This window comes from Bacillus sp. NMCC46 (assembly GCF_002998465.1).
Taxonomy (GTDB): Bacteria; Bacillota; Bacilli; order Bacillales; family Bacillaceae; genus Bacillus.
Window position 1 is genome coordinate 262,411 of the sequence record NZ_PVQZ01000005.1, and the last position, 26,390, is coordinate 288,800.

The window sequence follows — 26,390 nt, forward strand, 5'->3', positions numbered from 1 at the left end:
TTTGAAACCAAAAAAGAGCGTACAGCAAGTGCTGTACTAAGTTAAGGTGTCTCTATGCCAAGTGCGTAAAGGAGAAATTGCTTCACCTCTCGCTTTTGAATCAGAACCTCTTCTGTATCTGTTTCTGTAAATAAGTACATTTGCTCAGCAGACGATTCCAGTAAACCGATAATGAATTTAGCTGCATATTGACAGTTCAAATTCGAACGGACTCTTTTGTCCTGCTTAGCTTTTTCTAAAAAAGCAGCGACCCATTTGTAAATCGGCTCATAAATATCTTCCCATTCCTTTAAATGCTCCGTGGCAGCTAAACCTGAGTAGGTCAGAGCAAGGACGTCACGGTATTGTCTTGTAAAAGAGAAGATGAATTCAACAAGCGCATCTGCTTGATCGAGGACATCCGCATGCTGTGTTAATTCTTTTTCAATAGCGGGGACCATCTGTGAGATCAGATATTCTGCGATAGCAGGCATGACAGACAGCTTTGAAGGAAAATATAAATAATACGTCCCTTGCGCCACTCCTGCTGCTTTCACAATATCCGAAATGGTCGTCTTTTCAATTCCTTTTTCTTTAAACGCGTCAATGGCAGCAAGCATAATCTTTTCTCGTTTCGACACATCTTCACCGACCTTAAATGACTGAATGTCAGTCAGTTTAGCGGAAAAATGACGATTTGTCAATATGGTATTCTCGTCATTGAATATGAGAATAAGTGATGAATAGATGCGGGCAGGCCTGAATAAGCTGTAAATATGGTCAAGCATCATGTGAGAAAGGGGCAGCTCTCCGTATGACATCCAGTGCTATAGTTTCCATTGCTTATTTTCTCCTGCTCGTCCCGCTCTATCTACATATGAGATACAGACAGGCGAAAAAGCAAAAACGATTTATCTATTTACGTACAGAATTAGTTCTTGCCTGTCTATTTATTTATACGAATGTTTTATTATATTTGACGGTCTTTCCAAATCGTTTTTCCGCACCAAGGGATCAGGTGAGTGTCAACCTCATGCCTTTGCAGTCCATTTATCAAAATCTTCACGCCTACCATCACGGCTATCCCAATCTTGTTTTTTTAAATCTGGCAGGGAACATTTTGTTATTTGTGCCACTTGGTTTTTTTCTATATCAAGCATTCCGAACCATGCGCTGGCAAAAGGCGATTCTTGCTGGCTTTTTCTTGTCAACCATGATTGAAGTGCTTCAATGGGTATTCTCGCAATCTGGTATGATTACAAGAAGCAGCGATATTGATGATATTCTCTTAAATACACTTGGCACAGCGCTAGGCTGTATGTTGTATCGGATGTATCGACGAAGGAAGGAGAAAATCAAGTGAAGCGAGTTTGTATCATTCCATGTGGGGCGAAGAAAATTTGGGACGTCCATCCAGAAGCAGGAAGCCAGCCGGCGAACCTCGTTTATTTAAGTCCGCTGCATCAGCGTACGAAAAGCTATGCCCAAACGTTCTTTTCAGACTGGCTGATTTTATCAGCGAAGCATGGATTCTTAAAGGCAGATGAGATCATTCATGAAAATTATGATGTGGCTTTTGGTACACCGCATGCTGATCAGATAACATGTGAAGGACTAAGTGAGCAATTTCATGAAAAACATCTCACTGCATATGATGAACTAGTGATACTAGGTGGAAAGAAATATCGAAAGGTGATCGATCCTTTATTACTTCCTCATCAGACAGCGATTTATCCGCTGACTCCATATAAGGGAATTGGTTACATGCTTCAGGCGTTAAAGCAAGCTGTTGAGACAAAAGTAGAACTTCCGCCGCATATTTAACGTATTCACATCGACCGGTAAGCAGGGTTTTCATCATCAAAAAGAGAATCAATGAAGTAGCGATGCTAATTGTTTCATATCTTTTCAGCAGCCACTAGGATGTCCGCATCGCTTAGAAGAGGTGGCTATTTGAAAAAGGGGGCGTATGAACATGACAACCATCTATTTAGCTGGTGATTCAACCGTTTCATCTTACCCAGACCGTCCTGTTCAAGGAGGATGGGGAGAGTTTTTACATCGCTATACAGCGCAAGGCGTGAGCGTCGACAACCGCGCAATCGGTGGAAGAAGCTCAAAAACATTCATTGAAGAAGGACGGCTTGATAAAATATTGGCTGACATTCAGCCTGGGGACTGGCTGTTCACCCAAATGGGGCACAATGATGCTTCAACGGAGAAGCCCGAGCGGCATACAGATCCTTTCACGACGTATAAAAGCTATTTGTCTCAATATATTCATGGAGCAAGAGCGAAAGGAGCAACACCGCTTTTATTAACGCCAGTCGGCCGCTTTCATGAAAAAGACGGAGAATATATCAATGATTTCCCAGATTACTGTGCCGCTATGAAAGAACTAGCTGATGAAGAAGAAGTCCTTCTCGTTGATTTGAATACGGCAAGCCTTCAGTTTTATCAAATTTCCGGCATAGAGAAAACGACCTCTTACTTTATGCTGTCAACAGGCATAGAGGATCGCACGCACTTTACAAAAGAAGGAGCAGATGCGATTGCAAGACTTGTTTCGCTGGAATTAAAAGACCTTGGATTAACGATTGTGTGATGGATGACAGGACGAGAAAACGCTCGTCCTGTTCTTTTTTGCAGAAAGCTATTGATTCCCTTCACCAGAGTAGACTACAATAGGTACATATGATAATGAGAATCAATATCACTTATAAATAGATCAATCGATGAAAAACTGGAGGGACTCAAATGACAGAGCAGCTTGAATTGTTTGACGTCACCATTATTGGCGGCGGTCCAGCAGGCATGTACACCGCCTTTTATAGTGGGATGCGGGATTTAAAGACGAAGGTACTTGAGTATAACGAAAGCCTTGGCGGAAAAATCCTACTGTATCCTGAAAAGGTCATTTGGGATGTAGGCGGTTTGCCGCCAACAAGAGGCGAACAGCTGATTCAGCAGCTGGAAACGCAGGCGAAAACATTTGAACCAGAGATCGCCCTGAATCAAAAAATCACGTCATTCGAGCGAGATGAACATCAGAACATTTTGCTGACGGCTGAAAATGGTGATCGCCATTTGACGAAGACCCTCATTTTAGCGATGGGCCACGGCATCCCTGTCCAGCGGAAACTTGAAATCGAGCATGCAGACCGCTATGAAGTGACAAACCTTTATTACACAGTGCAGGAGCTTAAGACATTTGCAGGAAAACGGGTTGTTATCTCTGGAGGCGGCGACTCAGCGGTTGACTGGGCAAATGCCCTCGTTCCAATTGCGGAAAGTGTCACCGTCGTGCATCGCCGTGACATGTTTGGCGGACATGAGAAAAACGTCGCCAACATGAAGGCATCTTGCACACGAATTTTAACCCCGCATGAACTGACAGAACTTCATGGTCAAGCCGATAAAATTGATGCTGTCACCATCCAAAACATAGAGACAGGTGAAATCGAGCGAATGGAAACTGACGCTGTCATCGTCAATCACGGCATGAAAGGCGATTTAAGTGTTCTATCAGAATGGGGACTCAAGCAGGGTGAATGGGGACTGATCGAGGTCAATGAAAAAATGGAAACCAATTTACCAGGCGTCTATGCGGTAGGTGATTTATGTACACATAAAAGCAAGGTCCGCTTAATAGCTGGGACATTTGTTGACGGAGTCAATGCGCTCAATAGCGCGAAGCTTTACATCGAACCAGAAGCCGAAAAAGTGGCGTATGTTTCTTCTCATAACGAACGCTTTAAAGAGAAGAACAAAGAATTACAAACGGCTGGAGCTCGTTAAAAAATAATCTCATAAAAGTGCTGCCCATATGTGGCAGCACTTTTTATATGAGGCTATGAATGGCGGGGCGCAAATAACATCACACTGACTCCGGCTAAACAGATCAAAGCACCGATCCAGTCGTAAAAATCAGGCGTTTTTCGATCGACCCACCAGCCCCAAAACACAGCAAGAACCACAAACACACCGCCATAGGCCGCATAAACTCGTCCAAAGGTCGGGAACTGCTGGAAGGTAGGGATGATCCCATAAGCGACGAGGATGAGGCTCCCAGCAATCCCGTAGCTGACGGGTTTGGCTTCACGCAGCCAAAGCCACACAAGGTAGCCGCCGCCAATTTCTGCTATTCCTGCTAATAAAAAAAGAACGATCGTCAAGATCATTGAAGGACACTCCAATTCGTTTCGTTACCTTCTATTATGACATGTTGAAAAAATGAGTTCTACTTCAATTAAATTGTGAGGGAGATGAGAGTTTGCTAAAATCTACTGAACAGAGAATGGAAACACATGGATTCTTGACTTTTTGGATATTAGTGATCCAAATGACCGTTTTTTTCGTAAAGTAAGTACATTCTCATGAGGAGCACACTTCCTTTTTCAGCTTCCGTGGCAGTCACCCTTGAACCAAAAAAGGATAACCAGCTTCCGCAAGGACCTGTCGTACTAAGCGCTGCATTTTAAGTTTGATTCATGAAGGGTGCCTTTTGGAGGCATCCTTTTTCTATTGAAAAAGGAAACTTTTTGGCAAATAAGACGTAGTACATATGGAGGTGAAACAGATGAAACCATACATAGAAAAAGAACTATTTCTCTTATCAGTCAGACACGCATGTATTGCATGTTATTTTTTAGTGTTTCCGTTTGCTGCACAAGTCCTTTATACCCCATCACCTTTATTGATCGCCCTCATCGCTCTTTTTATGACTCATAACTTAGTAGAATGTATCATTTGGTTTTACAAATCGAGAAAGATCAGGAAGTGCCAGTCAGGCGATCTCCCCAAACGAGGGCACGTCTTTGTCCAGCTCATGCAGAGGCTGGAACAGCTGATGATGATCGGTTTTGTTGTTTTCTTTATCAATGAATGGCTACAGGGAGCGGCTGATCTCCAAACTCTTTCACTAGCTATTTTTCTATTGATGATTTTTTTCCTGCAGCACATTCAGTTTTATTACTTCCAGCTATTCTTTAAATCCAAAAGCTGGTTCTTCTATGTTCCTTCATTGCAAAAGGGACGTCCTTCTTATATAGCGAGGGAGCGAAAGGCTTTGAAGAGATCCTAAATGTGCAACCTATCCAAAAACATCAGAAAATTATGATAAAATGTGTAAAAGAAGCATGGAGAAAGGGAGTGCGAGCGAGTGAAAGCCGTTGGACTATTGGAGTACTTACCGATTGAGCATGAGCAAAGCCTGATGGATCAGGAAGTAGAAAAGCCTAAAGCAATGGGCAGGGATATACTGGTGAAGGTAGAGGCAGTCTCAGTGAATCCAGTTGATACAAAGGTGAGATCACCGAAGGATCAGAAGGAAGAAGAACTGAAAATTCTTGGCTACGATGCAAGCGGCACGGTTGTTGAAGTCGGTGAAGCGTGTACATTATTTCAGCCAGGTGACCACGTATACTATGCGGGAGATATCACGCGTCAAGGCTCAAATAGTGAGTATCAGCTTGTGGATGAACGGATTGTGGCGAAAAAGCCTGCCAATCTCTCCTTTGCAGAAGCAGCCGCGATGCCTCTGACGACCATTACGGCATATGAAGCGTTATTTGACCGGATGTATATGAAGCGAAATGCAGAAGGGGCAACACTGCTAATCATCGGTGGTGCAGGCGGGGTAGGTTCTATCGCCATTCAACTAGCCAAATTAGCGAATGCCACTGTGATCGCCACCGCATCAAGACCTGAAACAAAAGAGTGGTGTCTGTCATTAGGTGCCGATCATATCATTGATCATCATGAGCCGCTTCTCGTGCAGCTTCAGGAAAAAGGAATAGGCGAAGTGGATTTTATTTTATGCTTAAATGACACAGATGGACATTTCAAAGGCATGGCAGAAGCCATAAAACCCCAAGGCACGATCTGTACCATTGTCGAGAACCAGCACAACCTAGACATTCAATTACTCAAAAATAAAAGTGCTGCATTTGTATGGGAGTTCATGTTCACACGCCCTATGTACAAAACAGCGGACATGATCAAACAGCATGAGCTTTTGAAAGAGGCGGCTGAGTTATTTGAACAGGGGACATTGACGCATACCTTAACAAAGGTTCTCAGTCCGATCAATGCTGCTCATTTGAAACAGGCACATCAAACGCTTGAGCAAGGAAAAATGATTGGCAAATTTGTGCTGGAAGGATTTTAAGAGAGGGGAGAGCGTATGACGTCATTACAATATCCGATTGGCTTATATGAACCGGTTGAAGAAAAAACGAAAGAACAGCTTGAGGCATGGATTGATCAGTTGGCTGCGATTCCACAAGAGTATGAAGCGGTGACCTATCAGTTGACAGATGGTCAGCTGGATACACCCTATCGGCCTGGAGGATGGACCGTCCGTCAGCTCATTCATCACGTAGCAGACAGCCACCTGAATGCTTATTTACGATTCAAACTTGCGCTCACAGAAGAGACACCGGATATACGTCCATACGATCAGGAGGGATTTGCCGAGCTTCCAGACAGCAAGGCGCCCATCAGCCTGTCACTTCCCTTGATCAGCAGTCTGCATCGCAGGTGGGTTACTTTACTTCGGGGAATGTCAGAGGAAGACTTCAATGCGTTTTATTATCACCCAGCCGATCAACAAACGGTGTCCTTATATGATGCAACAGGAATGTACGTCTGGCATTCAAAGCATCACCTTGCCCATATCACGGAATTAATCAAAAGAAATCAATGGAATTAAAGGAGACATCATATGTCTGGTAGAAAAATTGTTGGCGCCATGTTTATTTGCATGGCGGCATTGTTTTATATAGCGAAATATGTTCTTTTGGAGATACGTTATAGTAACAGCTTAATAATCCAATTTTCCCTCGATTTTCATCTTTCATTAACATAATAACTGCACTTACTTGTGCCAACGCTTCTACAATTAGAACACCTGGCAATACTGGATATTCTGGAAAGTGACCATTAAAGCACTCTTCATTAGTAGTAACATTTTTAATTCAAACTACGCGTTTTCCCTCCTCTATTTCAAGAATACAATCAACTAATAAAAACGGATAACGATGTGGAATAATTTCTTTAATTTGTTGAGTATTGAACATGACTCCCTCTCCCTTTTTATATTTTCACAAGCGGATTTTCAATTATCAGTATTTTCATTTTTAATTTTTGACAATATTAGTATCTGGTACTAATATTAGATTATAAAACTTAGTGTAATTATAGTAAAGGGGGAGAAACAAATGATGTCAAAAGCAAGAATTACAGCTATTGGTACCTATGTACCTGAAAAGAAATTAACAAATTTTGAGCTTGAGCAAATGGTCGAAACAAGTAATGATTGGATTATCCAAAGAACAGGAATTCATGAACGTAGAATAACTCGTTCTGATGAATTTACCAGTGATTTATGTGTATCTGCTGTAAAAGATTTAATGCACAGATATAATAAAAAAGTTGAAGATGTAGATATGATTATTGTAGCAACTAGTACACCAGATTTCCCATTCCCATCTGTTTCCAGCATAATACAGGATCAATTAAATATAAACCAAGCAGGTGCTATAGATTTAAGTGCAGCGTGTGCAGGATTTGTTTATGCATTGCATACAGCAAACGGTTTAATTTCTTCTGGACTCCACAAAAAGGTATTAGTTATTGGAGCAGACACAATCTCAAAAATTACGGATTATGCCGATAGAAGTACATGCATTCTATTTGGTGATGGTGCTGGTGCAGTATTAGTTGAAAGAGATGAACAATCCAACGACTTCATTGGATTCCATCTAGGAAGTGATGGAAGAGGAGCGCAACATGTATATCGTTCTGGACTATCAAAAAAGGTCAATGATATTGAGTTAATCGATACTCAATGTCTTGTACAAAATGGTAGAGAAGTTTTTCGATGGGTTGTAAGAAATATTCCAGACAGCATACGAAAGATTTTAGAAAAAACACAAACGAGTTTAGATCAAGTTGATTGGTTTATACCCCATAGTGCTAACTTAAGATTGATAGAACCAATTTGTGAAAAATTAGAATACTCATTGGAAAAGACACTTTATAGCTTAGTCAATTATGGAAATACCTCTGCTGCTACAATTCCTTTAGCTCTTGACCTTGGAATCCGTGAAGGAAAAGTCAAAAATGGAGATCGAGTTCTTATGTACGGTTTTGGGAGTGGTTTGGTTCACGCAGGACAACTTTTAGAAATAAATTTTGACCAACTAATTAATGCTCCAACCCCGTTGTAATAGATTTTACATAATGATTGACAAAGAAATGAATTTGATTTTAAGAATTGGTTGCCAATTGACAACTCAGTTTGCTTATCTTCAATTATTGGGTGCGATAGTTAAATATTACATTTTTTAGTAAATTGAAAGTTTGAAGGTGCGAACTAGGGATTATTTATATAAGAAAGGCTGTGAAGTTAATTAAGAGATTATAAAGCAATGCTATTTGATTTAGATGACACCTTACTTAATAGTGATAGGGTACCGCCAGCATTTCGGAAAAAAACCACGTTAAGCAAAAACATACAATAAGCCGTCCATATGGACAGCTTATTTACATGTTATTGGAAGTGCATTTTTGTCATTAATTACTTTGAGGGTTATAAATTAAAATACATATTTTACAAATGATATATTAACATTCTATAATTAATTATAATGATTTTTTGGTGGGTAAGGAGAGATATGTATTGGTTATTTAACAATAAAGTTCTTTTAGCAGTTATTGTATTAACATTTTTAATTTCTATCTTAAATTATCCGTTTAGTTATAACGAAATTCCGATACATTTTAATGGATGGAATGAGTCTGATTTAATTGTAAAAAAATATAACGGACTTTTTATTTCTCCAGTATGTATGATTATTGCCTATTATATGAATAAAATTTCAATTCAAGCTTTCTATGCAATATATTTATTTGCGATTCTTCAAATGGTAATAATTTATATGGCTATATATTAATTTAAATTATTATTTGATCTTATTCTAAGGAAAACATGAATACTTTATACAAACCTAATTAACATAACGTCTCATTTAACGGTAGCAAATATAGAGGAGGAACCCTACTCTCACAAGGGACCCCCTTTTTTTGTTCTATAAATCTATGCATTTTTTTATACATTCCTATCTGGCGCCGTTTTAGGGTCCTTGTTTGTTACTGGATTATCTTAAAAGTTGTATAAAATCTTGCATACTCTTAGCATGTTTTTTTCCGAAATTCTGGCGGTACCCCTTAGCGTGGGTTTTATGTCATTTGGTTGGCGGGACCCCATTCCTGGTATTGCCCGGAAGTTTATTTTTTGAACTTCCTTAAAAATCAAAACTATTGCACACACCACCTTCAAAAATCATTTCGTGTCACCGGTCAGCTCGTAATCATCTTTATCAAAAGAAACTGTCACTCTGTCCAAACGATTTCCACCAGGATACAAAGTAAGCTGTTGGTCAAATTTTATTCCAAAGGGTGAGACTGTTTGATGGATCAGGTTTAAAACCTTAAAACATTCCAAGTCAACTCCTTCTTTTAATTGATTCTTAAGATTAATAAGAATCAAACTTTCAACTTGTTCAAATTTAGGTTTACGAGTTGATATTCCCTGATCTTCACAGAGTTTTATCAACAAATTTTTATAATGATCTCTTTCTGCCATAAATACACCTCACTAATAAATAGGGAATTAGCAAGATGAATAACATTTCTTCTGCCTGGAAAACTCAATTCTTTTATTCGTTTTTATATGACTTCTTATAACGATCTAACTTACTCTTAAATGTTTGGAATACTTCTTCTGTATCTCATCAGTACTTTTACAGACCTTACAACTTAAATCATGCCCTCCACCAACTACCTTTTATGGGATGACAGGGGAGTTATTCAAAAAACGTTTATCCTCTCAGATAAACTAGTAGAAGAAGAAATAAAAAAGACGGACCTCAAGTGACCGTCTTTTTTCCTTTTCATGTTTAGCCGCGTTCAGGACGCAGTGCTTTTTCTAAAATAGCCAGCCCTTCGTTGACTTTTTCTTTTTCCTCGTCATTGAGCCGTTGCAGGGAATTTTTGATTTTTTCGTGTCCTTTTTGATAAATGCTTCTGAAAATATTTTTCGCTTCCTCCGTTAGTTCTACGACAATGATTCTCCGGTCACGCTCAGAGTGTTTTCGCTCGACAAAGTGAGACTGTTCTAACCGGTCAAGCAGACCTGTCATATTGGATAGAGAAGCGCCCATTTTTTCAGCGATTTCGGATACTTTGAGAGAGCCATGGTTATTGAGCAGCATGAGCACCTTCATTTGAGGCATACTCATATCGAGCTTCATCCATTCTGAAACATCTCCAAGACCTGCAGCTGTGAGTACTTTCATATAAAGCACCCATGTCTTTTTTTCCTCTGGAGATAGAATCTCTTCTTTTAATACAGTGGTGTCATGAATATTATATTCCACGCTTGTTCACTTCCTTTAAGCGGCTCTTTTCTCTATACTACTGATTTTTACTTCTAATTGAAAGGTTCGTCAAGCTTTTGAATGTTAAACTGCATGAATCAAGTGGTATTTGTTGTATAATAATGTTCAGTCTAAATAAATGAAGCAACCTAGAAAGTTGGGGAAAACATGTGGAACAAAAAAACGGGTATGACGATCTTAAAAATGCTTTTTCCGATCGTGATCATCCTTGTCTTAATTTTTGTCGCCAAGCAGGAGCTGAGCGGCCTTTCCATTAAAAAGACGTTTTATATTATTGACAGCTTGAATCGAATGGACTTGTTTATTCTTGTCTTTCTTGGACTTGTCGCAGTGTTATCGATGTCCTTATATGATTTTATTTTACGAAGAAGCCTTAATATGCCCATCAGCGGCTGGAAAACGATTCGCATTTCCTGGATTGCGAACTCCTTTAACAGTGTCCTTGGGTTCGGCGGTCTATCAGGAGCAGGGCTTAGAACGCTTCTATACAAGGAGTACATAACCGATACGAAAAAACTGCTGAAAGGCATTGCCCTTTTGACTTCCTCGGTCCTTTTGGGCTTATCTATTTTCAGTGATCTGATCTTGGTGAGGGTGCTTCCTGTAGAAAGTATTATCAGCCAAGAGCCGTGGCTATGGGCCTTTGTTATCATCTTTGCCTGTATTGTACCGATATATATCATCATGGCATCAATTCGAAAAAGCTCGATTGAGAGCGGTGAAAATGGACTGAAGCATCCGATTTACGCTTATATCGGTGCATCGTTTTTAGAATGGCTGGCAGCTGGTCTTGTCATGTACATGGCTGTCGTCTCTATGGGGATGAACGTCGATGTCCGGATTGTATTAGGCGTATTTGCGATTGCGTCAATCGGCGGTTTAATCAGTATGGTTCCGGGCGGATTTGGTTCGTTTGATCTCATCTTTTTACTCAGCATGCAGTACATTGGGTTTGATAAAGAGATGGTGCTGACGGCGCTCGTTTTGTACCGCTTCGTGTACTCGATCTTCCCGTTTATCCTTGGCCTTTGTCTAGCTGCTTACGATTTAACGGGAACGACGCTTAGACGTCTTGAAGGCAATCCGAGAATGGCACCTGCCATAGAAACAACGAACGTCTTAATTGTGTTGCACCGTGCTTTATTAATCCGTTTATTGTACGGATCTTTATCGATTTTAACCTTTGGAAGCGGCTTGCTCATCATGGCGTCTGTTGTGCTTCCTGTCGATCGATTAGGCGTGATTACCAGCATTCCACGCTTTCTGTTATCAGGATTTAATGGTCTTTCTTTAATGTTCGGAATTATTCTGATGATATTGTCCATTGAAGTGTATAAACGAACAAAAAGATCGTATGTGCTGACGATGATCGCCCTAGCAGGCGGCTTTGTGTTTACTTTGTTAAAAGGATTTAACCTGAGTCTCATCTTTATTCTGCCAGTCATCATGGCTGTATTTTTCTCTCTTCGAAATCAATTTGTGAAGCAGCAGGCACCTTATTCCTTGTATCAGTTTGTGGCGGCCGCCGCTGGATATTTACTCGTGCTGTTTAACTATAATGTCATCGGCAACTTTATTTGGACAAAAATTGGGCATTTCTTGAGTAAGGATTACCTGGTGCATAATGAACGGCATATCACGATGACGAGCATGATTGCTCTCATCGGTGTACCACTTTTCTTTTTCATTAGTAAATTGATTTTTAATAAAAAAGCATTTCCTATTGGAGAAATAGCAGATGAGGAAAAATTAAAAACGTTTTTAGAGGAAAAGGGCGGAAATGCCCTCAGTCATCTTGGCTTTTTAGGCGATAAAAAATTATTTTTCTCAAGTGATGGAGAGGCGATGCTTCAATTTGGACGAATTGGCCGCTGCGTCATTGTGCTCGGAGATCCCTCTGGACGTAAAGCGTCCTATCCACTTGTGCTTGAAGAGTTTTTACAGCAGACCGAAAAAGCAGGCTATCGCGTCGCTTTTTATCAAGTAGAACGGGAAGGAATGGCACTTTATCATGACTTAGGCTTTCATTTCTTTAAGCTTGGAGAAGAAGCCATGGTCGATTTAGAAACGTTCTCTCTCTCCGGTAAGAAAAAATCAAATTTACGGGCTGTGGCCAATAAGTTTGAACGAGAAGGCTATACGTTTGAAATGCTGGAACCGCCTTTTTCAGATGAGTTCATTTCAACCTTAAAACAGATTTCTGACAGCTGGCTCGGAAAGAAAAAAGAAAAAGGATTTTCGCTCGGCTATTTTCAAGAAGATTATCTTCAAAAAGCACCGGTTGCGATTCTGAAGGATGAACAAGGGGAGATCATTTCTTTTGTGTCACTAATGCCGATGTATCAAGAAGGGGAGATTTCTATCGACTTAATGCGTCATATGCATGATGCACCGAACGGGATGATGGATGCGCTGTTTATCCACCTTTTTCAATGGGCGAAAGAAAAAGGCTACAAATCCTTTAACATGGGAATGGCGCCTTTATCAAATGTAGGGACGTTTCATCAGTCCTTCCTCACGGAGCGTTTGGCGAGTGTCATTTTCAACAACGTCAGATTTATGTACAGCTTCAGCGGATTAAGGTCGTTTAAACAGAAATATAAACCCGAGTGGCGCGGAAAATATTTAGCGTATAAAAAGAATACATCATTACCTGTCACAATGGTGCTTGTCACCAAGCTGATTGGGATGGACCCAAATCGCAACCGGCGTCCATAGATCAAAAACCTTTACCTTTCACTAGGTGAAGGTTTTTTTAGACAAAAGAATAGCAAAAGTGGTAAAGTTGAAGGGTAAGGGGGATGTAAATATGACATTAAATGAATGGTTTACAAAGGGATTAACTGAACGTACATATGTACACAACATGGAGAAAAACCGAGAAAATCTGCTCACGGTGTACAATCAGTACGCAATTCATCAAAAAGAAAAAGAGCTGCTTCAAAAGCTGCAAAAGAAAAAGCTCAGAGCGCTTGTTATCACAGCGGATTGGTGCGGGGATGCGATGGTCAATGTACCAATTTTCATGCGTATCGCGAGTGAAGCACTCATTGATGCGCGCTATTTCATTCGGGACGAGCATCTAGACCTGATGGATCAGTATTTAACGAACGGGACCGCAAGATCGATTCCGATTATCGTGATCATTGATCAGGACGGGAATGAAGTAGGAAAATGGGGGCCACGCTCAACAGAAGCACAGCGCTTTGTTGATGAGAAAAAACCAGACAAGGATGCACCTGATTTTGAAGAAGCTTTTCAAGTATTTGCGAAAGAAGCCGCACATCACTATACGACAGATCGTTACTTATGGAAAGATATTGAGAAAGAAATAGTAGAAGTTTTGGAAAAAATATAAACCAAAAGACTACTTCGCCGCAACGGGAAGTAGTCTTTTTTTATCTTGTTTTTGCGTCTCACCTACAAAACACCGCATAAAGATGTAGAAAAACCGCAGAATTCTACAAAAAACCGCAGAAAACCGCAAAGCATCACGATTTTCCCAACCATTTTTAGTTGAAAAACCTCATATGTGCCATGAAAACCTCAATTTTGCCCTTATCTAAAGGCTCATATAACGCACGTTGGTTTGCTTTTTCCCAATACAAGAGGCCCAGCAACTATAGTAATCTAGTTGTAATCTCCTTTGAACGAACTAAAAAACAAATGACGGAAAAGGGCTGGCGATCAATCTATGAAAAAAATCATTTATCTCGATCAAGAAAAAAAGAAGCTCGCTGAATCGAAAAAAAGAGAACAGCGTTCCATCAAATCACTGAGGCTGCTTGTGTTTTATGACGGGCAAAGTCCTTCATGTGCAAAAGCGATTGACTTGTTGAAAGCTCTCGATTGGAAGAACCGTATTCATTTTGAATCCTTTAGGCATTCGCAGCTGCTCAAGCTGAACAAAATAAGTGAAGAGAAGGCAGAAAAACGAATCGTGTCTATTTCCTTAGCCAAAAACCAAAAAAATTCGGGGATCTATACGTGGCTGCGAATTGCCTGCAATATCCCTGCATTATGGGGAACGATCCCATTCATCGTGCTCAGCATTTGGTTAGGCTTTGGACAGCATGCGTATGATTATTTTGCGAGAAAACGGTACATTCATTCTGTCAAACAAGTCACTCGTCCTGGTACAGATCAACAGAAGACCATTTAATGAATAGGAAAAGCATGACCTTCGATCGGCAGAAGGTCATGCTTTTTTGTAATAGGGAACATATGATGCTAAGTGATCAAGCAGCGTTCTCGTATAGGACATATATGCACGTTCGTCAAGCTCAGAAGCCGCATAGGAAAGCAAGGTTCTAAGAGCAAACAAGTACTCACTGTGCAGCTCATTTTGTTTAAAGTAAGGAAGGGCTGCTTCGATCAAATAGGTTTTCAAATCAAGAGGGTTTTCCTCAATCATCAATTTATAGATCTTGATCATATATAAACAATTTGGCTGAATACGAGGCTGTTTTAAGAGCTCGTGTATGTAGGGAAGTGCCTTTTTGCGGTCATATTCAGCATATAATGTCGCAATTTCATACAATGTTTCACAGTAACGGTCTTCTATCTGTCCTTGATTAAAGTAATTGAGTGAATCTAGTAAATAAGGCACAGCTGAAGAGAAATCGCCTTCACGTTTTAAGAGCACCCCATAATAAAAATAAGCCGTCATTTTAATATAGGCATCAGGGTGAAGGGACGTGTGCATAATCACTTCTTTTAAATATTTCTTCGCCGTTTGAAAGGCTTTTAGTTCCAGTGAGATCACGCCATGAATGAGTGTACAGTGAATAATCCGCTTGAAATTGTTCTTTTGTCTATATAAATCCATCGCTTGATGTGTCGCTTCAAGCGCATCACCAAGATGTCCCATATTTCCGAGTGCTTTTGCATAGTGATAATATAGGTCACTTTGTTCAACAGACGCGTAAGAAAAGCAGCTCTCAAGTTTTTTTAAGCCTTCTTCAAGCTGACCATTTTTTATTAGATGAATGCCATCTAAATATTCGAAAATTTCTTTTTCTGTTTCAATAAAGGTTTTTTCAAACTTTTTAAGCACGCGGTGTGTTTTTAAGGCAAGCGGCTGTTTGTCCGTTAATAAATAAAATTGAAATAAGGACAGATGATACTGAATGCCTAAATCCAGCGAAAAGAACTGTTCTTCGTGCTGAATGATCATTTCTGCATTTTGTTCAGCTTGATCGAGTGCATAGAAATACATATTCATTTGAAACTCATCCAAGAGTGACAGCAGGTGACGCGCCTTTTGTGACAGCGTTTCTTGACTGATGCCCAGCCGTTCAAGCAGTAAATTGATGGTATCTTGATTGGCCTCCTTTGAGCCATTTTCGATTTTACTTAAATGAGAGACAGAACAAATTCCTTCTGCCAATTCAGATTGGGTCATATTTTGTTTATAACGGTAGAGCTTGATGATTTGCCCGATATTGATTTTCATTCCATCCAGAAGCCTCCCTTCCAATCATGGGTTGAAAGCCTTTTGACAAAATAACCGAATCAGACAAAATGGGAATACCTGAAACCATTTCATCATCATGGTTTTTTTATCAAAATTTGTTTAAAACGTAATATGATTGTAACATTACTTGAAAAAGTCAAACAACTTTTTAGCAGACAGGAAGGGAAACACCATTTGCAAATTGCCCTAAATGATGTTTATAATGTGAATGAGAATCAATTTCAATTAAGATTGATTGAAAGGATGACAGATATGCCAGAAATCAAACAACAAACAGAAGCGTTAACGGTTCGAGACGCTGTCAGATATAGACGATCCATTCGAAAATTCAAAGAGACGCCGGTGACCATTGAGCAGCTTCAGCCGTTATTAGAGGATGCAGTCTATGCACCGAACCATAAAATCACGGAGCCATGGCGCTTTCTATATGCGGTGACGGATGAGGCCAAAGCAACTTTTGTTGATCGCTTCATTGCGTTCTTTCAGCGCAACAACCCAGATGCAAAGGAAGAAAAGATCAATCAATATAGAGATTACTTTTCTAAGGTCCCAGCGCTTTTACTTGTCGTGCTAAAAGAAGACGAGAACCCTGTGGTGAGAAATGATGATTTTGCCGCCGTGAGTGCGCTTATTCAAAACTTCCAGCTGCTTGCGTGGGATCAAGGGATCGGTATGGTCTGGAAGAGCGGCCGCATTTTATATGACAAAGGCTTTCAACAAGACATGGGCTTAAAGGAAAACGAGCGTTTTGCTGCGATCCTTCACATTGGTTATCCAGAAGAGGTGCCTGAGGAAAAATCACGTCAGAAAGCATCAAGTCTTTTAACTGAAATTCAATAAAAGAAAAGCAGACCGCTAAAGTGTCTGCTTTTTTACTTATTGTTTTTTGGCGCGCTGGTCGGCTGCTTTCATACGTGCCATTGCTTTTACGTCATTCGGATCTGCAAGTTCTTTGGAAAATTCAACATATTCGCCATCCGTCTCTTGTGCTGCAAGCTCGTGGTTGGATTTTTGGTGTTGGTCTTTTTTCAAAGCCTTTCCCTCCTTTACAAGATCACTTTAGTTATGTGCTTGTTGGAGTGGAATATCCATCTTATTTGTTTCTTTTTTCTGCTGCTGCTCTTTCTGCTTTTTTGAATTCCTGCTGATACAGGACTTCCTGGGTTTTCTTCAGCTTTGAAGTTGGCTGGTGTTCTTTTTTCTTCATCAAAATCGCCCCCTCATCTCATTTCTAATAGGATGGGTGTTTTTGACAAAATTTATTCCTCTGAATGCAAAATCGCTTCTTTTAGTTCAGGATGCAAAAAGTCATAAGAAGAAAGCAGCGCCTTTTTCGGCAGCGCACGCTGGCCTTCTAAAACAAGTAATGACATTTCACCAAGTGCCGTTTGAATGACAAAGGATGGGACCTTCAGCCAGTGAGGGCGGTGAAGGGCAGACGCAATCGTTTGTCCGAGCTGCTTCATTTGCACAGGATTCGGTGATGTGACATTGAGTGGACCTGAGAAGTCGTCATGGTGTATCGCATAAGCAATGAGGTGTGCCGCATCTTCGACATGAACCCATGAAACCCATTGCGAACCAGAGCCGATCGTCCCGCCGGCAAACAGCTTATATGGCAGAGTCATCAGTGGCAGTGTACCTTTTTCTCCTAACACGACACCAAACCGTGTGTAGACGGTACGAATGCCGAGTGCTTCAATCTTTTGCCCCTCAGCTTCCCAAAGCTTTGAGGTATGACTTAAGAAATCAGTATCCGCAGGAGGTGATTCCTCCGTAAAATCTCCTGTTTGAGACGTGCCATAAATTCCGACAGCACTAGCTTGAATGAGCACAGATGGTTTCGATTCCTGCGCTTCTATAATGCGCCTCACTTCTTGTGTGGATTGAATACGGCTAGAGAGGATGCCTTCTTTTGTCTTGTCTGTCCAGCGTGTGAAAATGGATTTTCCAGCAAGGTTAATCCAGACATCAATGGCAGGCAGTTCATGCTCAGGCGCAGCACCTTCTGTCAGCCACTGCACATAGTGTAAATGATTTTGTTCGGATTCCTTTGGATTTCTTGTTAAAATATATAGATGATGTCCTTCAGCAGCGAGCACTTTAGTGACGTGCTGGCCGATAAAACCGGTTCCTCCGGTGATGGCGATATTCAATTGACATCTCTCCTCTCATATATATACCTATATTTTTCACGATTTTGAATCATAAGAAACATCCTGATTGTTTTAAAAAAGGAGTGATCACAGGATGCCCTATATTACAAAAATCTCCGCTCAGAAAAACAATACGGAGCGGGTGAACATCTTTCTTGATGAAAAGTACGCCTTTAGCGTTGATCTAGATGTGCTCGTCCAGCACGATTTGAAAAAAGGGAAAGAGCTGGACGAAGCAGATATCATTGAAATTCAATTCGGTGATGCTGTGAAAAAAGGATTTCAGCAGGCCGTCGATTATTTATCCTACCGAATGAGATCGGTGAAAGAAGTGACCGATTATTTGACGAAAAAAGAAATTCCAGCGCCTGCTATTAGTGAAATTATACACAAATTAAAGCATTACAAGTATGTAAATGATCTCGAATTTGCGGAAGCCTATGTAAGCACCCACCGTAAAACGAACAGCAAAGGGCCGTCCGTCCTGAAAAAAGAGTTAAAGCTTAAAGGCATAGACGATGACACCATTGAACAAGCGCTATCGCAATATCCTGATGACTTACAGCTGGAGGAAGCTGTGAAGCAGGTTCTCAAGCTTGTGAGAAAAGAAAAAAATCGTTCTGCAAAAGAGATCGAGCAGCGTATCAAGCTTCAGCTGCAGCGAAAGGGATTTTCGTTTGGGATCATTGATAAAGCCCTTCAAGAAGCCTATGATGGACAAGAAGAGGAAAAGGAAGAAGAAGCCCTCCTCTATATGCTGGAGAAGGCAAAACGCAAGGTAGGATATGACGGATCATTTGAAAAGAAGATGAAAGTGAAGCAATTTTTATTCAGAAAAGGCTTTGATCTTGATACAATTGATCACGTTTTAGACAAAGGGGAATGACAGATGGAAAAACGCTATAGTGAGATGACGGAATACGAATTGAAGCAGGAGATTGCCTCTCTTTCTGAAAAAGCACGAAAGGCTGAACAGCTTGGCATTGTAAATGAATATGCCGTCTTAGAACGGAAAATCGATATGGCGAAAGCCTACTTATTAGATCCAGCTCTCATTCAAACCAAAACGACATATCAAATCAAAGATACAGACGAGCAATTTTACGTAGAATATCTAAATGGTGTATTTGCATGGGGATACAGAGTATCGGCTCCAAATAAGGAAGATGCCCTGCCGATTTCAATGCTTACGCAAAAGGACTGATCCAGCGTGTAGGCAAACCCTCGCATTCGGTGTCAGGTCTGCGCGCCGGTGCTCGTCCTTCCTAGGGCTGCAAAGGTTTTCTATCACGCTGAAAAGAAGACAAAGGACTGATCCTAGAGATCAGTCCTTTTCTTTACTTCGAACGCTGTTTACGGACGTTGTTCTGAAGTACGATGTCGTGCTGCGTTTGCTGCGTTTCTCCGTTGACCTGAGAGGCAGAATGCTTTGCATTCGCCCATGGTTGAGGGTAAGCGGTTGTCCTTAATTGAACAAAGTCTTCCATATACGATTTCCCATTTGAACTCATATCTCAAGCACTCCCTTTGGAAAAATTAGCGTTTCCCTGATGCCCTCATACGTTCCTGTGGACGTGTATTCGTCTCACCATTCGGCCTTTTAGACGCATAAGCATCTGTGGCGCCTGGTTCGCCTTCAAATTTGTGATTCACTTGATTTGGAAAGCCTTTTGCTTTATTACGCATATCGATTCCCTCCAAACAATACAAATCATTTGCGTCTTTTGAAGACGTAAGGGTAGTATATGAAAAAAGAGGTTTTTTTAAAAAGGCACTTTCTGCTAGATGAAGGAGGAACCGACATGGAACAATACTTTGAGCGACTAACAGAACAACTCATGGAAAAAAACAATATGCTGACATATGAAGAAGCACGTACATGGGTAGAGCTGCTTTGGAGTGATTTTGAAACGACCTATGCAAAGGCTGGCCGCAAGTATAAAGGACAGGAAACAACAGAACGGATTGTCCAAGAATGGATTGAGAGCTACGGTGCGCAGCTGCATTTATTTCAAAATAAACAATCAAAGGCAAACGAGCATCTGCAAGGGCAGAACAAAGGGCTGCTTCATTAAAAGAAGTGCCCGCTCATCTTTTTCAATAAATAGGAAAATATATAAATAAGCAAACAATTTTATGATACAATACCCAGTCTGTGATCGAAATTACAGGCTTTTTACAATGGTTAAACTTAAAATTACATTAAATTCATCTTACTGAAAATCACTGGAAATAAAACTTTGATATAATGGAACGATTAAAGAGACATGTAATTTATGGATAATAAAAAAGGGTTTCGTTTTCTGACAAAAAAGGAATAATGAACATAACAGACTATGTGAAAAAAGTGAAGAGAAGGTGCGATATGGAACGAGAATTGCTCTCTGTTATAATTCCTTCTTACAATGAAGGTGAAAACATCAGACGAATCTTTGAGGCACTCGAGGAAGAGTTTCGCGATTTTCATTATAACTTTGAAATCATCTTTGTGAATGATGGAAGCAAGGACAACACACTTCAATACATGAGAGAGCTCTCTCGCAAAAGTGCAAAGGTCAAATACATTTCCTTCTCGCGTAACTTTGGGAAGGAAGCCGCTATTCTGGCAGGACTTGAATATGCGAAGGGAGTAGCTGCGATCATCATGGACGCCGACCTGCAGCACCCGACGTATTTGATTCAGGATTTTGTCAGAGGATATGAAGAAGGCTATCATCAAGTCATTGCCAAACGGAACCGTAAAGGAGACAGCAAGCTTCGCTCTTACTTAGCATCCATGTACTATAAAGTGATGAACAAGGTAGTAGAAGTGGACTTGCGTGATGGCGTCGGGGATTTCCGTTTAATTTCACGCCAAGCAATCGATGCATTGCTTCAGCTGAAAGAGGGAAATCGTTTTTCAAAAGGGCTTTTTTGCTGGATTGGGTTTGAAGAAAAGGTCATCTATTATGAAAATGTAGAAAGACAGCATGGTGATACAAAATGGTCACTGAAGAAGTTATTTAACTATGGCATAGATGGCGTCATTTCTTTTAACAACCGCCCGCTGCGTATTTGTTTTTATACTGGCATACTGATCTTATTCCTCTCTTTGATTTACATCGTGGCCACCTTTATTCAAATTGTCAGAACGGGCGTGATGGTACCGGGTTATTTCACTTTAATATCGGCTGTGCTTTTCCTCGGAGGTGTCCAGCTTTTGAGTCTAGGTGTGATTGGAGAATATATTGGCCGTATCTATTATGAAACGAAAAAGAGGCCGCATTATTTGATCCAAGAATCAAATGTCATGCAGCAAGAGACAAGCTCAAAGGAACAAGACCGAGTGTTAACACAGTTATTTAAATAACGTGGAGTCAAATAACCGGCAAGCACGAATCGCTTGCTGGGTTGTTTTGTTTCAAAGAACAGTGGATCTTTTGTGGAAAGGATTTAGATGATGAAACGTAGATGGATAATCATTGGAATGTGCCTCATTCTTGCTTTATTAGGCCACTCCTTTTTCTTATATGAATATACGCAAGGCCGGTACATGACAGGAGATGGGGACGGCATCTCGCAAATGCTCCCATTTAAAAAGCTGCTTTACGACGAATATGTCAAAGGGAATTTCTTTTATTCCTATCAATTCGGTCTAGGCGGCGGTACATACACGCAATTAGGGTATTATTTCACAACGTCGGCGGTCTTTATGGTGACAGTCGCTGTCGTCTGGCTGATGAATACGCTTCATTTCATACAGTCAACGGACATTCATTTCTGGGCACATGCTGTGATTTGGCTGAGCGTGATCAAGCTGACGCTCATTCTAATCATCGCTTACCGTGTGCTTCTTTCAATGGTTCAAAATAGACTAAGTGCATTGACAGGTGCCGCAATTTACGGACTGTCTATTGTGTATTTTCGGCATCAAACATTTTGGGAGTTTTTTACCGACAGCATGATGTGGCTTCCGCTGCTTGTGCTTGGGGTTGAACGGATATTCAAAACGGGTAAGCCGGCTTGGTTTATTTTGGCGTGCAGCCTGATGCTCATCAACAACTTTTACTTTGCTTATATTCATTTTATCTTTTTAGCGATCTATCTTGTTTTCAGATATATGATCAAGCTGCGAAGTGAGGAGCGCGGGTGGAAGGTGTTCTGGACGCTTGCGATCTCTACGCTGTTATCCTTTGGGATCAGTGCCGCCTTTTTTATCCCGTCTGTTTATGGCTTTCTCAATAATGTAAGACCACCGTATGAACAGGCCATTCCTTGGTTCGAGCTGCATGATCATCTGCTGTTTGCAAGCAGGGTGTATTTATTACCCGTGATTTTTCTGATTTGTATGTTCCTCGTTCCGCTTTACCGAAACAGATGGTTTTTCATGTTCACATCCATCAGTATGCTACTCATTGTTTTTCACTTTAGCCCAAAGATGGCGAGCGTGTTTAATGGTTTTTCAGCACCGCAGTACAGATTTGAATACATTCTTGCCTTTACAGTTGGAGCGGTCGTTGCCATCACCATCAAGCATTTCTCGCGAATCGAGTGGAAGTGGAAAAAACGTGCGGTCTTAGGCGCCTGGATCGTGTTCCTTCTCGCTGTCGCCCTTTCAGAACGAGCAAAGGGAAACATGGATATCGTTGTATTTACAGGCATAGAACTGCTTGTCATCAGCTTGTTCTTCCTATGGATTCATGCGGAAAAACGCCAGCACCTTCGTCTCTTTTCAGCTGTGCTCATTGTCTTTAGCTTACTGACAGCAGGTGTGTATCAGCAGGGCTACTTATCTGAAAGAAGCAATATTAAAGAAGTATCAGATACTTATATGAAAAGTGAAGCATATGCTGGGCCTGAGCAAATGAAGCTGATCCAGCAGATTCAAAGCCGCTCAAAAGATCCGCTCGCCCGTATTGATTGGATGAACGGCGTGCGAAACAATACCCCGTTATTTGAAGGCTTTCAAGGCATGAGTGTGTATTCAAGTATATTGAATCAGCATTTGCTCAATTTCTACTGGAATGACCTGCAAATCGATATGGGAAGGGAAAGTGTCAGCCGTTATGCAACAATGGGGGACAGGGCGAATTTATACAGCCTGACCTACGGAAAGTATTATATGAGAAACAACATGATGCCTTACTCACCGCCAGCTTATTTTAAACCAATATTAGAAAGCGAGCATTATGAGGTATATGAAAATACACGGCCGCTGCCATTTGCAAGAACAACGAGCACCGTTTATTCAGAAAGATCCTTAAAGAATGCCTCAGCACTTGATAAAGAGCATGCGATGCTGCAAGGCGTCATTTTAGACAAAAAAGGAAACGCTGAAATCGAGCGCGCAGCAGATCGAGTCAAAGATACCAATGTTCATACTGAACAAGCTGTATACGAAAATGGTGTGCTTGATGTATATGGAGAAAAGGGCGGCCTGAATATCACACTGCCAGATGATATGGCCCGTTCAGGGGATGTGTATGTGAGCTTTTATGTGAAGCGGACCGACCGTAACGCAGGGTTTCAGTTATCCGTTGACGACTACGTCACCTCACGAAAAAGCAATACATCCATCTACAAAACAGGCGTAAATGAAGTGACGATTCGAGTCCCTGCGGAAAAGATCCTCTCCATTCGAGTACCAAAAGGGACATATGAGCTCAATCAAATGAAGCTGTATCAAGAACCTTACCGCGTCCTAGAAAAAGCATATGAAAAAGAAAAACAGGATGATGGCAGCCAAAAAGTAAAGCTTAAAAATAACCGCTTTACGATTTCATATGATAACAAGCGCGGCGATAATTATATGATTCTGCCTGTTCCATATGAAAAAGGCTGGGAGCTCACGGTGAACGGACACAAAACCGATATTGAAAAAGCCAACTACACTTTTATTGGTTTTCCAATAGAAAAAGGAAAAAACGAGATTGTGCTAACCTACTATCCGCCTTATATCAGAATTCTCGCATTGATTTCATTGATCAGTTTGATTGGTGCGATCCTCTATGCACGGAGAAAACACAAGAAACACCACTTTTCATCATAAGTGGTGTTTTTTTATCTTTCTCAAAATTGATACAATCAACATAAAAGCATGAGAATGGGGGAAAACCATTTGACGTTAAACAAAGAATCCATTACTGATCATTATGAACACACCCTTGAATGGGTACAGTCACTAGCGGAAATAACAGACGAAGAATGGCGCAGCGCCATCGCTGATGGAAAGTGGAGCATTGCTGAGATCATCGCACATTTCGTTCCATGGGATGAATTTATTTTACACGATCGTCTAAAGGAATTTTGGAACAATCAAGCGTTACCGCAGGCACCTGATGTGCATGAAATGAATCGACAGTCAGCCAAAAGGGCGAGGCACGAAGAGAGAAGCGAGACGATTGGACGATTTATTACTGTCAGAACAGAATTGCTTCAAGAAATAAAGAAAATCGAAGCATCTCGCTGGAATACATGTTTTTTTATCGGTCAATCCGAGCTGACGTTATCAAGTTATTTTCAAGGACTGATTGATCACGACATCCATCATATGAAGCAGATCAAAGAAGCGCTCTCTCCAGAAAGACGATAGAGAGTCACGAAGCTTCTTTCTCAAACGGAAACGTCGCATAATCAAACAAAAAATGAAACAACCAAAGACTAAGGGCAAAAAGAATTTCCTCAGAAGTAGACAGCCAAATGCCGTCAACCAATTCGTCTGATAAATAAACAGCACCCCAAATAAACAAAAGGTGAAATAAAATGGCATAGAAAACGATGGATCGTTTTTTAGACCGGCACTTTCGAACAAACTGCATGAGCACGTGCTCCAGATGTTCAAAAGATATCCCGAGTACAACATAGATGCCCATAAACAGTAGCAGCGATAAAATTGATTGATAAAAAGCACCCGTCAAATGAAAGAACAGCACACAAAACAACAAAAATATGTAACAGACAACCGATATCGCCATCAGCCACTTCACTCCTTGCCATAAAGCGTGAACAGATTGCTGCATGGATAAACAACACTCCTTTACATGAAGATACCTGCAAAAAGGACAGCCTTTTTGCAGGAAGGTGGAATTAATCCTCTTTTTTAGGTGCAGCGATGACAGGGTGTTTTTCAGTATCAAGCAATTTCAAGAATTCTTCACCTTGATCTAAATGATCAAGAACAAGCTGTTTCGGTGTGACTGCAAGCCACTGATTGAGTGAGATATCTGCATAATGGTCGCTCTTGAAGATTTCTAAGAAATAAAGCGGTTCGTCGCCTGTATTTTCTACATAATGCCCCATCGCAAATGGCACATAGCCAACGTCTCCCGCCTGATAGTTGAAGGTTCTCGCATGTCCATCAGAAGCAAATACCGTCATTCGAGCTTTTCCAGAAATGAAATATTGCCATTCATCTGTATTTGGATGCCAGTGCAGCTCACGAATGGCACCTGGATCAACTTTCACAAGAGCAGAGGCAATCGTTTTAGAAGCTTTGAAATTGGTAGAATCCGCAATCCACACTTGTCCACCGCTTGACGTAATCGGCTCTTGTTTTAACAGCTCATATTTAAAGGAATTCGGGACTTCTCCTTGCTCTGTTTTCACCTTGTCACACTCAAGGGAACCAGGAATTCCTTTTTGGAAAATATACTTCTCTTTCTCTGGCAGTTTCTCAAATTGCTCCTTTGTCATTCCAAAGTTTTGGAGTACAACTTCCTCTGGCGTATGGGCAAGCCAATCAGTCAATTGGAACGTACTATTTTCAGAGAAGGACCCATCATCAAACACAAGCAAGAATTCAGCTCCCGGTTCAAGTGCTTGGATAGAGTGCGGCAAGCCAGAAGGGAAGTACCACAAATCACCCTCGGTCACATCCTCTGTAAAATTGCGCCCCTCTGCATCAACCGATGTAATTCGGGCTTCCCCATAAATCATGTACGCCCATTCCGCTTCCTTATGCCAGTGCAGCTCGCGAATTGCACCAGGCTTTAGCCGCATGTTCACAGAGGCAAGACTTTTAGAGATTGGCAGTTCACGTACCGTCACTTCACGGGCATAGCCGCCTTTTTCTAAACGGTTGTGCGTATCAGAGAAAGAATATTTCATGTTGGGAACCGTTCCATGATCGGTTTCTGGTGGCATGAGCATATCTGGGTTTTGTCTGTCTCGCTCGAGATTACGTGGAATTTTGACCGTTGCCCCTTTTTCTCCCCGGATCGGCTGTGGTACACCATTTTGCTTTTCACTCATGATAAAATCCCCTTTCAACATCGTATTGTGTGAGGTGACAAAAGGCCTTTCATTTCGCCCTCGTTTTCATAAGGTGAAACCAATCAA

The 26,390-nt window shown here is 41.0% G+C and carries 31 protein-coding genes and 1 pseudogene; 19 read left to right on the plus strand and 13 right to left on the minus strand.

Annotated elements, in window-relative coordinates; translation table 11 throughout:
* Positions 1 to 41 precede the first annotated feature (41 nt).
* Positions 42 to 620: a TetR/AcrR family transcriptional regulator gene (locus tag C6Y01_RS15190; RefSeq protein ID WP_095286112.1), complete on the minus strand. Its 579-nt coding sequence runs from the start codon at positions 618 to 620 to the stop codon at positions 42 to 44.
* 173 nt (positions 621 to 793) lie between these two features.
* Here C6Y01_RS15190 and C6Y01_RS15195 point away from each other — a divergent pair, with 173 nt between their 5' ends.
* From C6Y01_RS15195 to C6Y01_RS15210, 4 genes are all read left to right on the plus strand, one after another.
* Positions 794 to 1,342, plus strand: coding sequence for a VanZ family protein (locus tag C6Y01_RS15195; protein WP_106038441.1), 549 nt, complete (start codon positions 794 to 796; stop codon positions 1,340 to 1,342).
* The gene (locus tag C6Y01_RS15200) at positions 1,339 to 1,803 is read left to right on the plus strand and encodes a DUF6884 domain-containing protein (protein WP_106038442.1); all 465 of its coding nucleotides are present in this window, start codon (positions 1,339 to 1,341) and stop codon (positions 1,801 to 1,803) included. The genes C6Y01_RS15195 and C6Y01_RS15200 overlap by 4 nt, the downstream gene beginning before the upstream one ends.
* Before the next feature lie 151 nt (positions 1,804 to 1,954).
* Entirely contained in the window at positions 1,955 to 2,584 is a 630-nt protein-coding gene (locus C6Y01_RS15205) for a rhamnogalacturonan acetylesterase (protein WP_039167979.1), read from the plus strand.
* A gap of 152 nt (positions 2,585 to 2,736) precedes the next feature.
* Positions 2,737 to 3,777, plus strand: coding sequence for an NAD(P)/FAD-dependent oxidoreductase (locus tag C6Y01_RS15210; RefSeq protein ID WP_106038443.1), 1,041 nt, complete (start codon positions 2,737 to 2,739; stop codon positions 3,775 to 3,777).
* A 53-nt stretch (positions 3,778 to 3,830) separates the two neighbouring features.
* On the opposite strand, the gene C6Y01_RS15215 is transcribed toward C6Y01_RS15210, so the two are convergent.
* Complete coding sequence (locus C6Y01_RS15215; protein ID WP_106038444.1) at positions 3,831 to 4,160, minus strand: YnfA family protein; 330 nt, start codon at positions 4,158 to 4,160, stop codon at positions 3,831 to 3,833.
* 398 nt (positions 4,161 to 4,558) lie between these two features.
* On the opposite strand from C6Y01_RS15215, the gene C6Y01_RS15225 reads away from it, so the two are divergent.
* The 3 genes from C6Y01_RS15225 (at position 4,559) to C6Y01_RS15235 (ending at position 6,691) form a co-directional block, all read left to right on the plus strand.
* Positions 4,559 to 5,062, plus strand: a complete 504-nt coding sequence (locus tag C6Y01_RS15225; protein WP_106038445.1) for a hypothetical protein — start codon at positions 4,559 to 4,561, stop codon at positions 5,060 to 5,062.
* Positions 5,063 to 5,140: 78 nt separating this feature from the next.
* Entirely contained in the window at positions 5,141 to 6,148 is a 1,008-nt protein-coding gene (locus tag C6Y01_RS15230) for a zinc-binding alcohol dehydrogenase family protein (RefSeq protein ID WP_106038446.1), read from the plus strand.
* A gap of 15 nt (positions 6,149 to 6,163) precedes the next feature.
* Entirely contained in the window at positions 6,164 to 6,691 is a 528-nt protein-coding gene (locus tag C6Y01_RS15235) for a YfiT family bacillithiol transferase (protein WP_095286100.1), read from the plus strand.
* A gap of 76 nt (positions 6,692 to 6,767) precedes the next feature.
* Here the strand turns inward: C6Y01_RS15235 and fabZ are convergent.
* Positions 6,768 to 7,058, minus strand: a pseudogene (fabZ, locus tag C6Y01_RS15240) (3-hydroxyacyl-ACP dehydratase FabZ); the annotation flags it as partial.
* 141 nt (positions 7,059 to 7,199) lie between these two features.
* On the opposite strand from fabZ, the gene C6Y01_RS15245 reads away from it, so the two are divergent.
* A complete protein-coding gene (locus tag C6Y01_RS15245; protein ID WP_075611048.1) occupies positions 7,200 to 8,210 on the plus strand; it encodes a ketoacyl-ACP synthase III in 1,011 nt (336 codons plus the stop codon).
* Between the two features lie 447 nt (positions 8,211 to 8,657).
* A complete protein-coding gene (locus C6Y01_RS19440; protein ID WP_170938432.1) occupies positions 8,658 to 8,936 on the plus strand; it encodes a DUF1648 domain-containing protein in 279 nt (92 codons plus the stop codon).
* Between the two features lie 389 nt (positions 8,937 to 9,325).
* On the opposite strand, the gene C6Y01_RS15255 is transcribed toward C6Y01_RS19440, so the two are convergent.
* Both C6Y01_RS15255 and C6Y01_RS15260 read right to left on the minus strand, forming a co-directional pair.
* Entirely contained in the window at positions 9,326 to 9,628 is a 303-nt protein-coding gene (locus C6Y01_RS15255; protein WP_095286102.1) for a hypothetical protein, read from the minus strand.
* Positions 9,629 to 9,941: 313 nt separating this feature from the next.
* Positions 9,942 to 10,421, minus strand: a complete 480-nt coding sequence (locus C6Y01_RS15260; protein WP_003217817.1) for a MarR family transcriptional regulator — start codon at positions 10,419 to 10,421, stop codon at positions 9,942 to 9,944.
* A 168-nt stretch (positions 10,422 to 10,589) separates the two neighbouring features.
* On the opposite strand from C6Y01_RS15260, the gene mprF reads away from it, so the two are divergent.
* The 3 genes from mprF (at position 10,590) to C6Y01_RS15275 (ending at position 14,604) form a co-directional block, all read left to right on the plus strand.
* Positions 10,590 to 13,160 (plus strand): bifunctional lysylphosphatidylglycerol flippase/synthetase MprF, encoded by a 2,571-nt coding sequence (gene mprF / locus C6Y01_RS15265; protein ID WP_034665032.1) that lies wholly within the window; start codon positions 10,590 to 10,592, stop codon positions 13,158 to 13,160.
* Between the two features lie 91 nt (positions 13,161 to 13,251).
* On the plus strand, positions 13,252 to 13,800 hold the full coding sequence (locus tag C6Y01_RS15270; protein WP_034665029.1) for a thioredoxin family protein: 549 nt from the start codon (positions 13,252 to 13,254) through the stop codon (positions 13,798 to 13,800).
* 336 nt (positions 13,801 to 14,136) lie between these two features.
* A complete protein-coding gene (locus tag C6Y01_RS15275) occupies positions 14,137 to 14,604 on the plus strand; it encodes a thiol-disulfide oxidoreductase DCC family protein (protein WP_034665027.1) in 468 nt (155 codons plus the stop codon).
* Between the two features lie 36 nt (positions 14,605 to 14,640).
* On the opposite strand, the gene C6Y01_RS15280 is transcribed toward C6Y01_RS15275, so the two are convergent.
* On the minus strand, positions 14,641 to 15,897 hold the full coding sequence (locus C6Y01_RS15280; RefSeq protein ID WP_106038447.1) for a helix-turn-helix domain-containing protein: 1,257 nt from the start codon (positions 15,895 to 15,897) through the stop codon (positions 14,641 to 14,643).
* Between the two features lie 273 nt (positions 15,898 to 16,170).
* Between C6Y01_RS15280 and C6Y01_RS15285 the strand changes: the two genes are divergently transcribed.
* Positions 16,171 to 16,758: a nitroreductase family protein gene (locus C6Y01_RS15285; protein WP_223249939.1), complete on the plus strand. Its 588-nt coding sequence runs from the start codon at positions 16,171 to 16,173 to the stop codon at positions 16,756 to 16,758.
* Positions 16,759 to 16,794: 36 nt separating this feature from the next.
* Here C6Y01_RS15285 and C6Y01_RS15290 read toward each other — a convergent pair whose 3' ends face one another.
* From C6Y01_RS15290 to C6Y01_RS15300, 3 genes are all read right to left on the minus strand, one after another.
* On the minus strand, positions 16,795 to 16,950 hold the full coding sequence (locus C6Y01_RS15290) for a YfhD family protein (protein WP_034665021.1): 156 nt from the start codon (positions 16,948 to 16,950) through the stop codon (positions 16,795 to 16,797).
* 61 nt (positions 16,951 to 17,011) lie between these two features.
* Positions 17,012 to 17,125 carry a YfhE family protein gene (locus tag C6Y01_RS15295; protein WP_080869592.1) on the minus strand — a complete coding sequence of 38 codons (114 nt, stop codon included), beginning with the start codon at positions 17,123 to 17,125 and terminating at the stop codon, positions 17,012 to 17,014.
* Between the two features lie 52 nt (positions 17,126 to 17,177).
* On the minus strand, positions 17,178 to 18,074 hold the full coding sequence (locus tag C6Y01_RS15300) for a TIGR01777 family oxidoreductase (protein ID WP_106038448.1): 897 nt from the start codon (positions 18,072 to 18,074) through the stop codon (positions 17,178 to 17,180).
* A gap of 94 nt (positions 18,075 to 18,168) precedes the next feature.
* On the opposite strand from C6Y01_RS15300, the gene recX reads away from it, so the two are divergent.
* Together recX and C6Y01_RS15310 are read left to right on the plus strand one after the other, a co-directional pair.
* Positions 18,169 to 18,960: a recombination regulator RecX gene (gene recX / locus C6Y01_RS15305; protein ID WP_034665014.1), complete on the plus strand. Its 792-nt coding sequence runs from the start codon at positions 18,169 to 18,171 to the stop codon at positions 18,958 to 18,960.
* Positions 18,961 to 18,963: 3 nt separating this feature from the next.
* Positions 18,964 to 19,278: a YfhH family protein gene (locus C6Y01_RS15310; RefSeq protein WP_034665012.1), complete on the plus strand. Its 315-nt coding sequence runs from the start codon at positions 18,964 to 18,966 to the stop codon at positions 19,276 to 19,278.
* A 133-nt stretch (positions 19,279 to 19,411) separates the two neighbouring features.
* On the opposite strand, the gene C6Y01_RS15315 is transcribed toward C6Y01_RS15310, so the two are convergent.
* On the minus strand, positions 19,412 to 19,585 hold the full coding sequence (locus tag C6Y01_RS15315) for a YpzG family protein (protein WP_003217811.1): 174 nt from the start codon (positions 19,583 to 19,585) through the stop codon (positions 19,412 to 19,414).
* A gap of 25 nt (positions 19,586 to 19,610) precedes the next feature.
* Positions 19,611 to 19,760: a small, acid-soluble spore protein K gene (locus tag C6Y01_RS15320; protein ID WP_003217849.1), complete on the minus strand. Its 150-nt coding sequence runs from the start codon at positions 19,758 to 19,760 to the stop codon at positions 19,611 to 19,613.
* A gap of 116 nt (positions 19,761 to 19,876) precedes the next feature.
* Between C6Y01_RS15320 and C6Y01_RS15325 the strand changes: the two genes are divergently transcribed.
* From C6Y01_RS15325 to C6Y01_RS15340, 4 genes are all read left to right on the plus strand, one after another.
* A complete protein-coding gene (locus C6Y01_RS15325; RefSeq protein WP_034665009.1) occupies positions 19,877 to 20,149 on the plus strand; it encodes a YfhJ family protein in 273 nt (90 codons plus the stop codon).
* Positions 20,150 to 20,439: 290 nt separating this feature from the next.
* Entirely contained in the window at positions 20,440 to 21,423 is a 984-nt protein-coding gene (locus C6Y01_RS15330) for a glycosyltransferase family 2 protein (RefSeq protein WP_034665005.1), read from the plus strand.
* 87 nt (positions 21,424 to 21,510) lie between these two features.
* Positions 21,511 to 24,102, plus strand: coding sequence for a YfhO family protein (locus tag C6Y01_RS15335; RefSeq protein ID WP_106038449.1), 2,592 nt, complete (start codon positions 21,511 to 21,513; stop codon positions 24,100 to 24,102).
* Positions 24,103 to 24,150: 48 nt separating this feature from the next.
* On the plus strand, positions 24,151 to 24,645 hold the full coding sequence (locus C6Y01_RS15340) for a DinB family protein (protein ID WP_106038450.1): 495 nt from the start codon (positions 24,151 to 24,153) through the stop codon (positions 24,643 to 24,645).
* A gap of 4 nt (positions 24,646 to 24,649) precedes the next feature.
* Here the strand turns inward: C6Y01_RS15340 and C6Y01_RS15345 are convergent, their stop codons facing one another.
* Positions 24,650 to 25,072: a regulatory YrvL family protein gene (locus C6Y01_RS15345; RefSeq protein WP_060595810.1), complete on the minus strand. Its 423-nt coding sequence runs from the start codon at positions 25,070 to 25,072 to the stop codon at positions 24,650 to 24,652.
* A 67-nt stretch (positions 25,073 to 25,139) separates the two neighbouring features.
* Positions 25,140 to 26,303 (minus strand): oxalate decarboxylase family bicupin, encoded by a 1,164-nt coding sequence (locus tag C6Y01_RS15350; protein WP_106038451.1) that lies wholly within the window; start codon positions 26,301 to 26,303, stop codon positions 25,140 to 25,142.
* Positions 26,304 to 26,390: the final 87 nt, after the last annotated feature.

What these genes read in the sequence shown, in the direction of transcription:
- C6Y01_RS15195 (WP_106038441.1), top strand. Translation starts at nt 794, where the DNA reads ATGACATCCAGTGCTATAGTTTCCATTGCTTATTTTCTCCTGCTCGTC.
- C6Y01_RS15205 (WP_039167979.1), top strand. Translation starts at nt 1,955, where the DNA reads ATGACAACCATCTATTTAGCTGGTGATTCAACCGTTTCATCTTACCCA.
- C6Y01_RS15210 (WP_106038443.1), top strand. Translation starts at nt 2,737, where the DNA reads ATGACAGAGCAGCTTGAATTGTTTGACGTCACCATTATTGGCGGCGGT.
- C6Y01_RS15215 (WP_106038444.1), bottom strand. Translation starts at nt 4,160, where the DNA reads ATGATCTTGACGATCGTTCTTTTTTTATTAGCAGGAATAGCAGAAATT.
- C6Y01_RS15225 (WP_106038445.1), top strand. Translation starts at nt 4,559, where the DNA reads ATGAAACCATACATAGAAAAAGAACTATTTCTCTTATCAGTCAGACAC.
- C6Y01_RS15235 (WP_095286100.1), top strand. Translation starts at nt 6,164, where the DNA reads ATGACGTCATTACAATATCCGATTGGCTTATATGAACCGGTTGAAGAA.
- C6Y01_RS15245 (WP_075611048.1), top strand. Translation starts at nt 7,200, where the DNA reads ATGATGTCAAAAGCAAGAATTACAGCTATTGGTACCTATGTACCTGAA.
- C6Y01_RS19440 (WP_170938432.1), top strand. Translation starts at nt 8,658, where the DNA reads ATGTATTGGTTATTTAACAATAAAGTTCTTTTAGCAGTTATTGTATTA.
- C6Y01_RS15255 (WP_095286102.1), bottom strand. Translation starts at nt 9,628, where the DNA reads ATGGCAGAAAGAGATCATTATAAAAATTTGTTGATAAAACTCTGTGAA.
- mprF (WP_034665032.1), top strand. Translation starts at nt 10,590, where the DNA reads ATGTGGAACAAAAAAACGGGTATGACGATCTTAAAAATGCTTTTTCCG.
- C6Y01_RS15270 (WP_034665029.1), top strand. Translation starts at nt 13,252, where the DNA reads ATGACATTAAATGAATGGTTTACAAAGGGATTAACTGAACGTACATAT.
- C6Y01_RS15275 (WP_034665027.1), top strand. Translation starts at nt 14,137, where the DNA reads ATGAAAAAAATCATTTATCTCGATCAAGAAAAAAAGAAGCTCGCTGAA.
- C6Y01_RS15280 (WP_106038447.1), bottom strand. Translation starts at nt 15,897, where the DNA reads ATGAAAATCAATATCGGGCAAATCATCAAGCTCTACCGTTATAAACAA.
- C6Y01_RS15285 (WP_223249939.1), top strand. Translation starts at nt 16,171, where the DNA reads ATGCCAGAAATCAAACAACAAACAGAAGCGTTAACGGTTCGAGACGCT.
- C6Y01_RS15295 (WP_080869592.1), bottom strand. Translation starts at nt 17,125, where the DNA reads ATGAAGAAAAAAGAACACCAGCCAACTTCAAAGCTGAAGAAAACCCAG.
- recX (WP_034665014.1), top strand. Translation starts at nt 18,169, where the DNA reads ATGCCCTATATTACAAAAATCTCCGCTCAGAAAAACAATACGGAGCGG.
- C6Y01_RS15310 (WP_034665012.1), top strand. Translation starts at nt 18,964, where the DNA reads ATGGAAAAACGCTATAGTGAGATGACGGAATACGAATTGAAGCAGGAG.
- C6Y01_RS15315 (WP_003217811.1), bottom strand. Translation starts at nt 19,585, where the DNA reads ATGAGTTCAAATGGGAAATCGTATATGGAAGACTTTGTTCAATTAAGG.
- C6Y01_RS15320 (WP_003217849.1), bottom strand. Translation starts at nt 19,760, where the DNA reads ATGCGTAATAAAGCAAAAGGCTTTCCAAATCAAGTGAATCACAAATTT.
- C6Y01_RS15325 (WP_034665009.1), top strand. Translation starts at nt 19,877, where the DNA reads ATGGAACAATACTTTGAGCGACTAACAGAACAACTCATGGAAAAAAAC.
- C6Y01_RS15330 (WP_034665005.1), top strand. Translation starts at nt 20,440, where the DNA reads ATGGAACGAGAATTGCTCTCTGTTATAATTCCTTCTTACAATGAAGGT.
- C6Y01_RS15335 (WP_106038449.1), top strand. Translation starts at nt 21,511, where the DNA reads ATGATGAAACGTAGATGGATAATCATTGGAATGTGCCTCATTCTTGCT.
- C6Y01_RS15340 (WP_106038450.1), top strand. Translation starts at nt 24,151, where the DNA reads ATGAGAATGGGGGAAAACCATTTGACGTTAAACAAAGAATCCATTACT.
- C6Y01_RS15345 (WP_060595810.1), bottom strand. Translation starts at nt 25,072, where the DNA reads ATGCAGCAATCTGTTCACGCTTTATGGCAAGGAGTGAAGTGGCTGATG.
- C6Y01_RS15350 (WP_106038451.1), bottom strand. Translation starts at nt 26,303, where the DNA reads ATGAGTGAAAAGCAAAATGGTGTACCACAGCCGATCCGGGGAGAAAAA.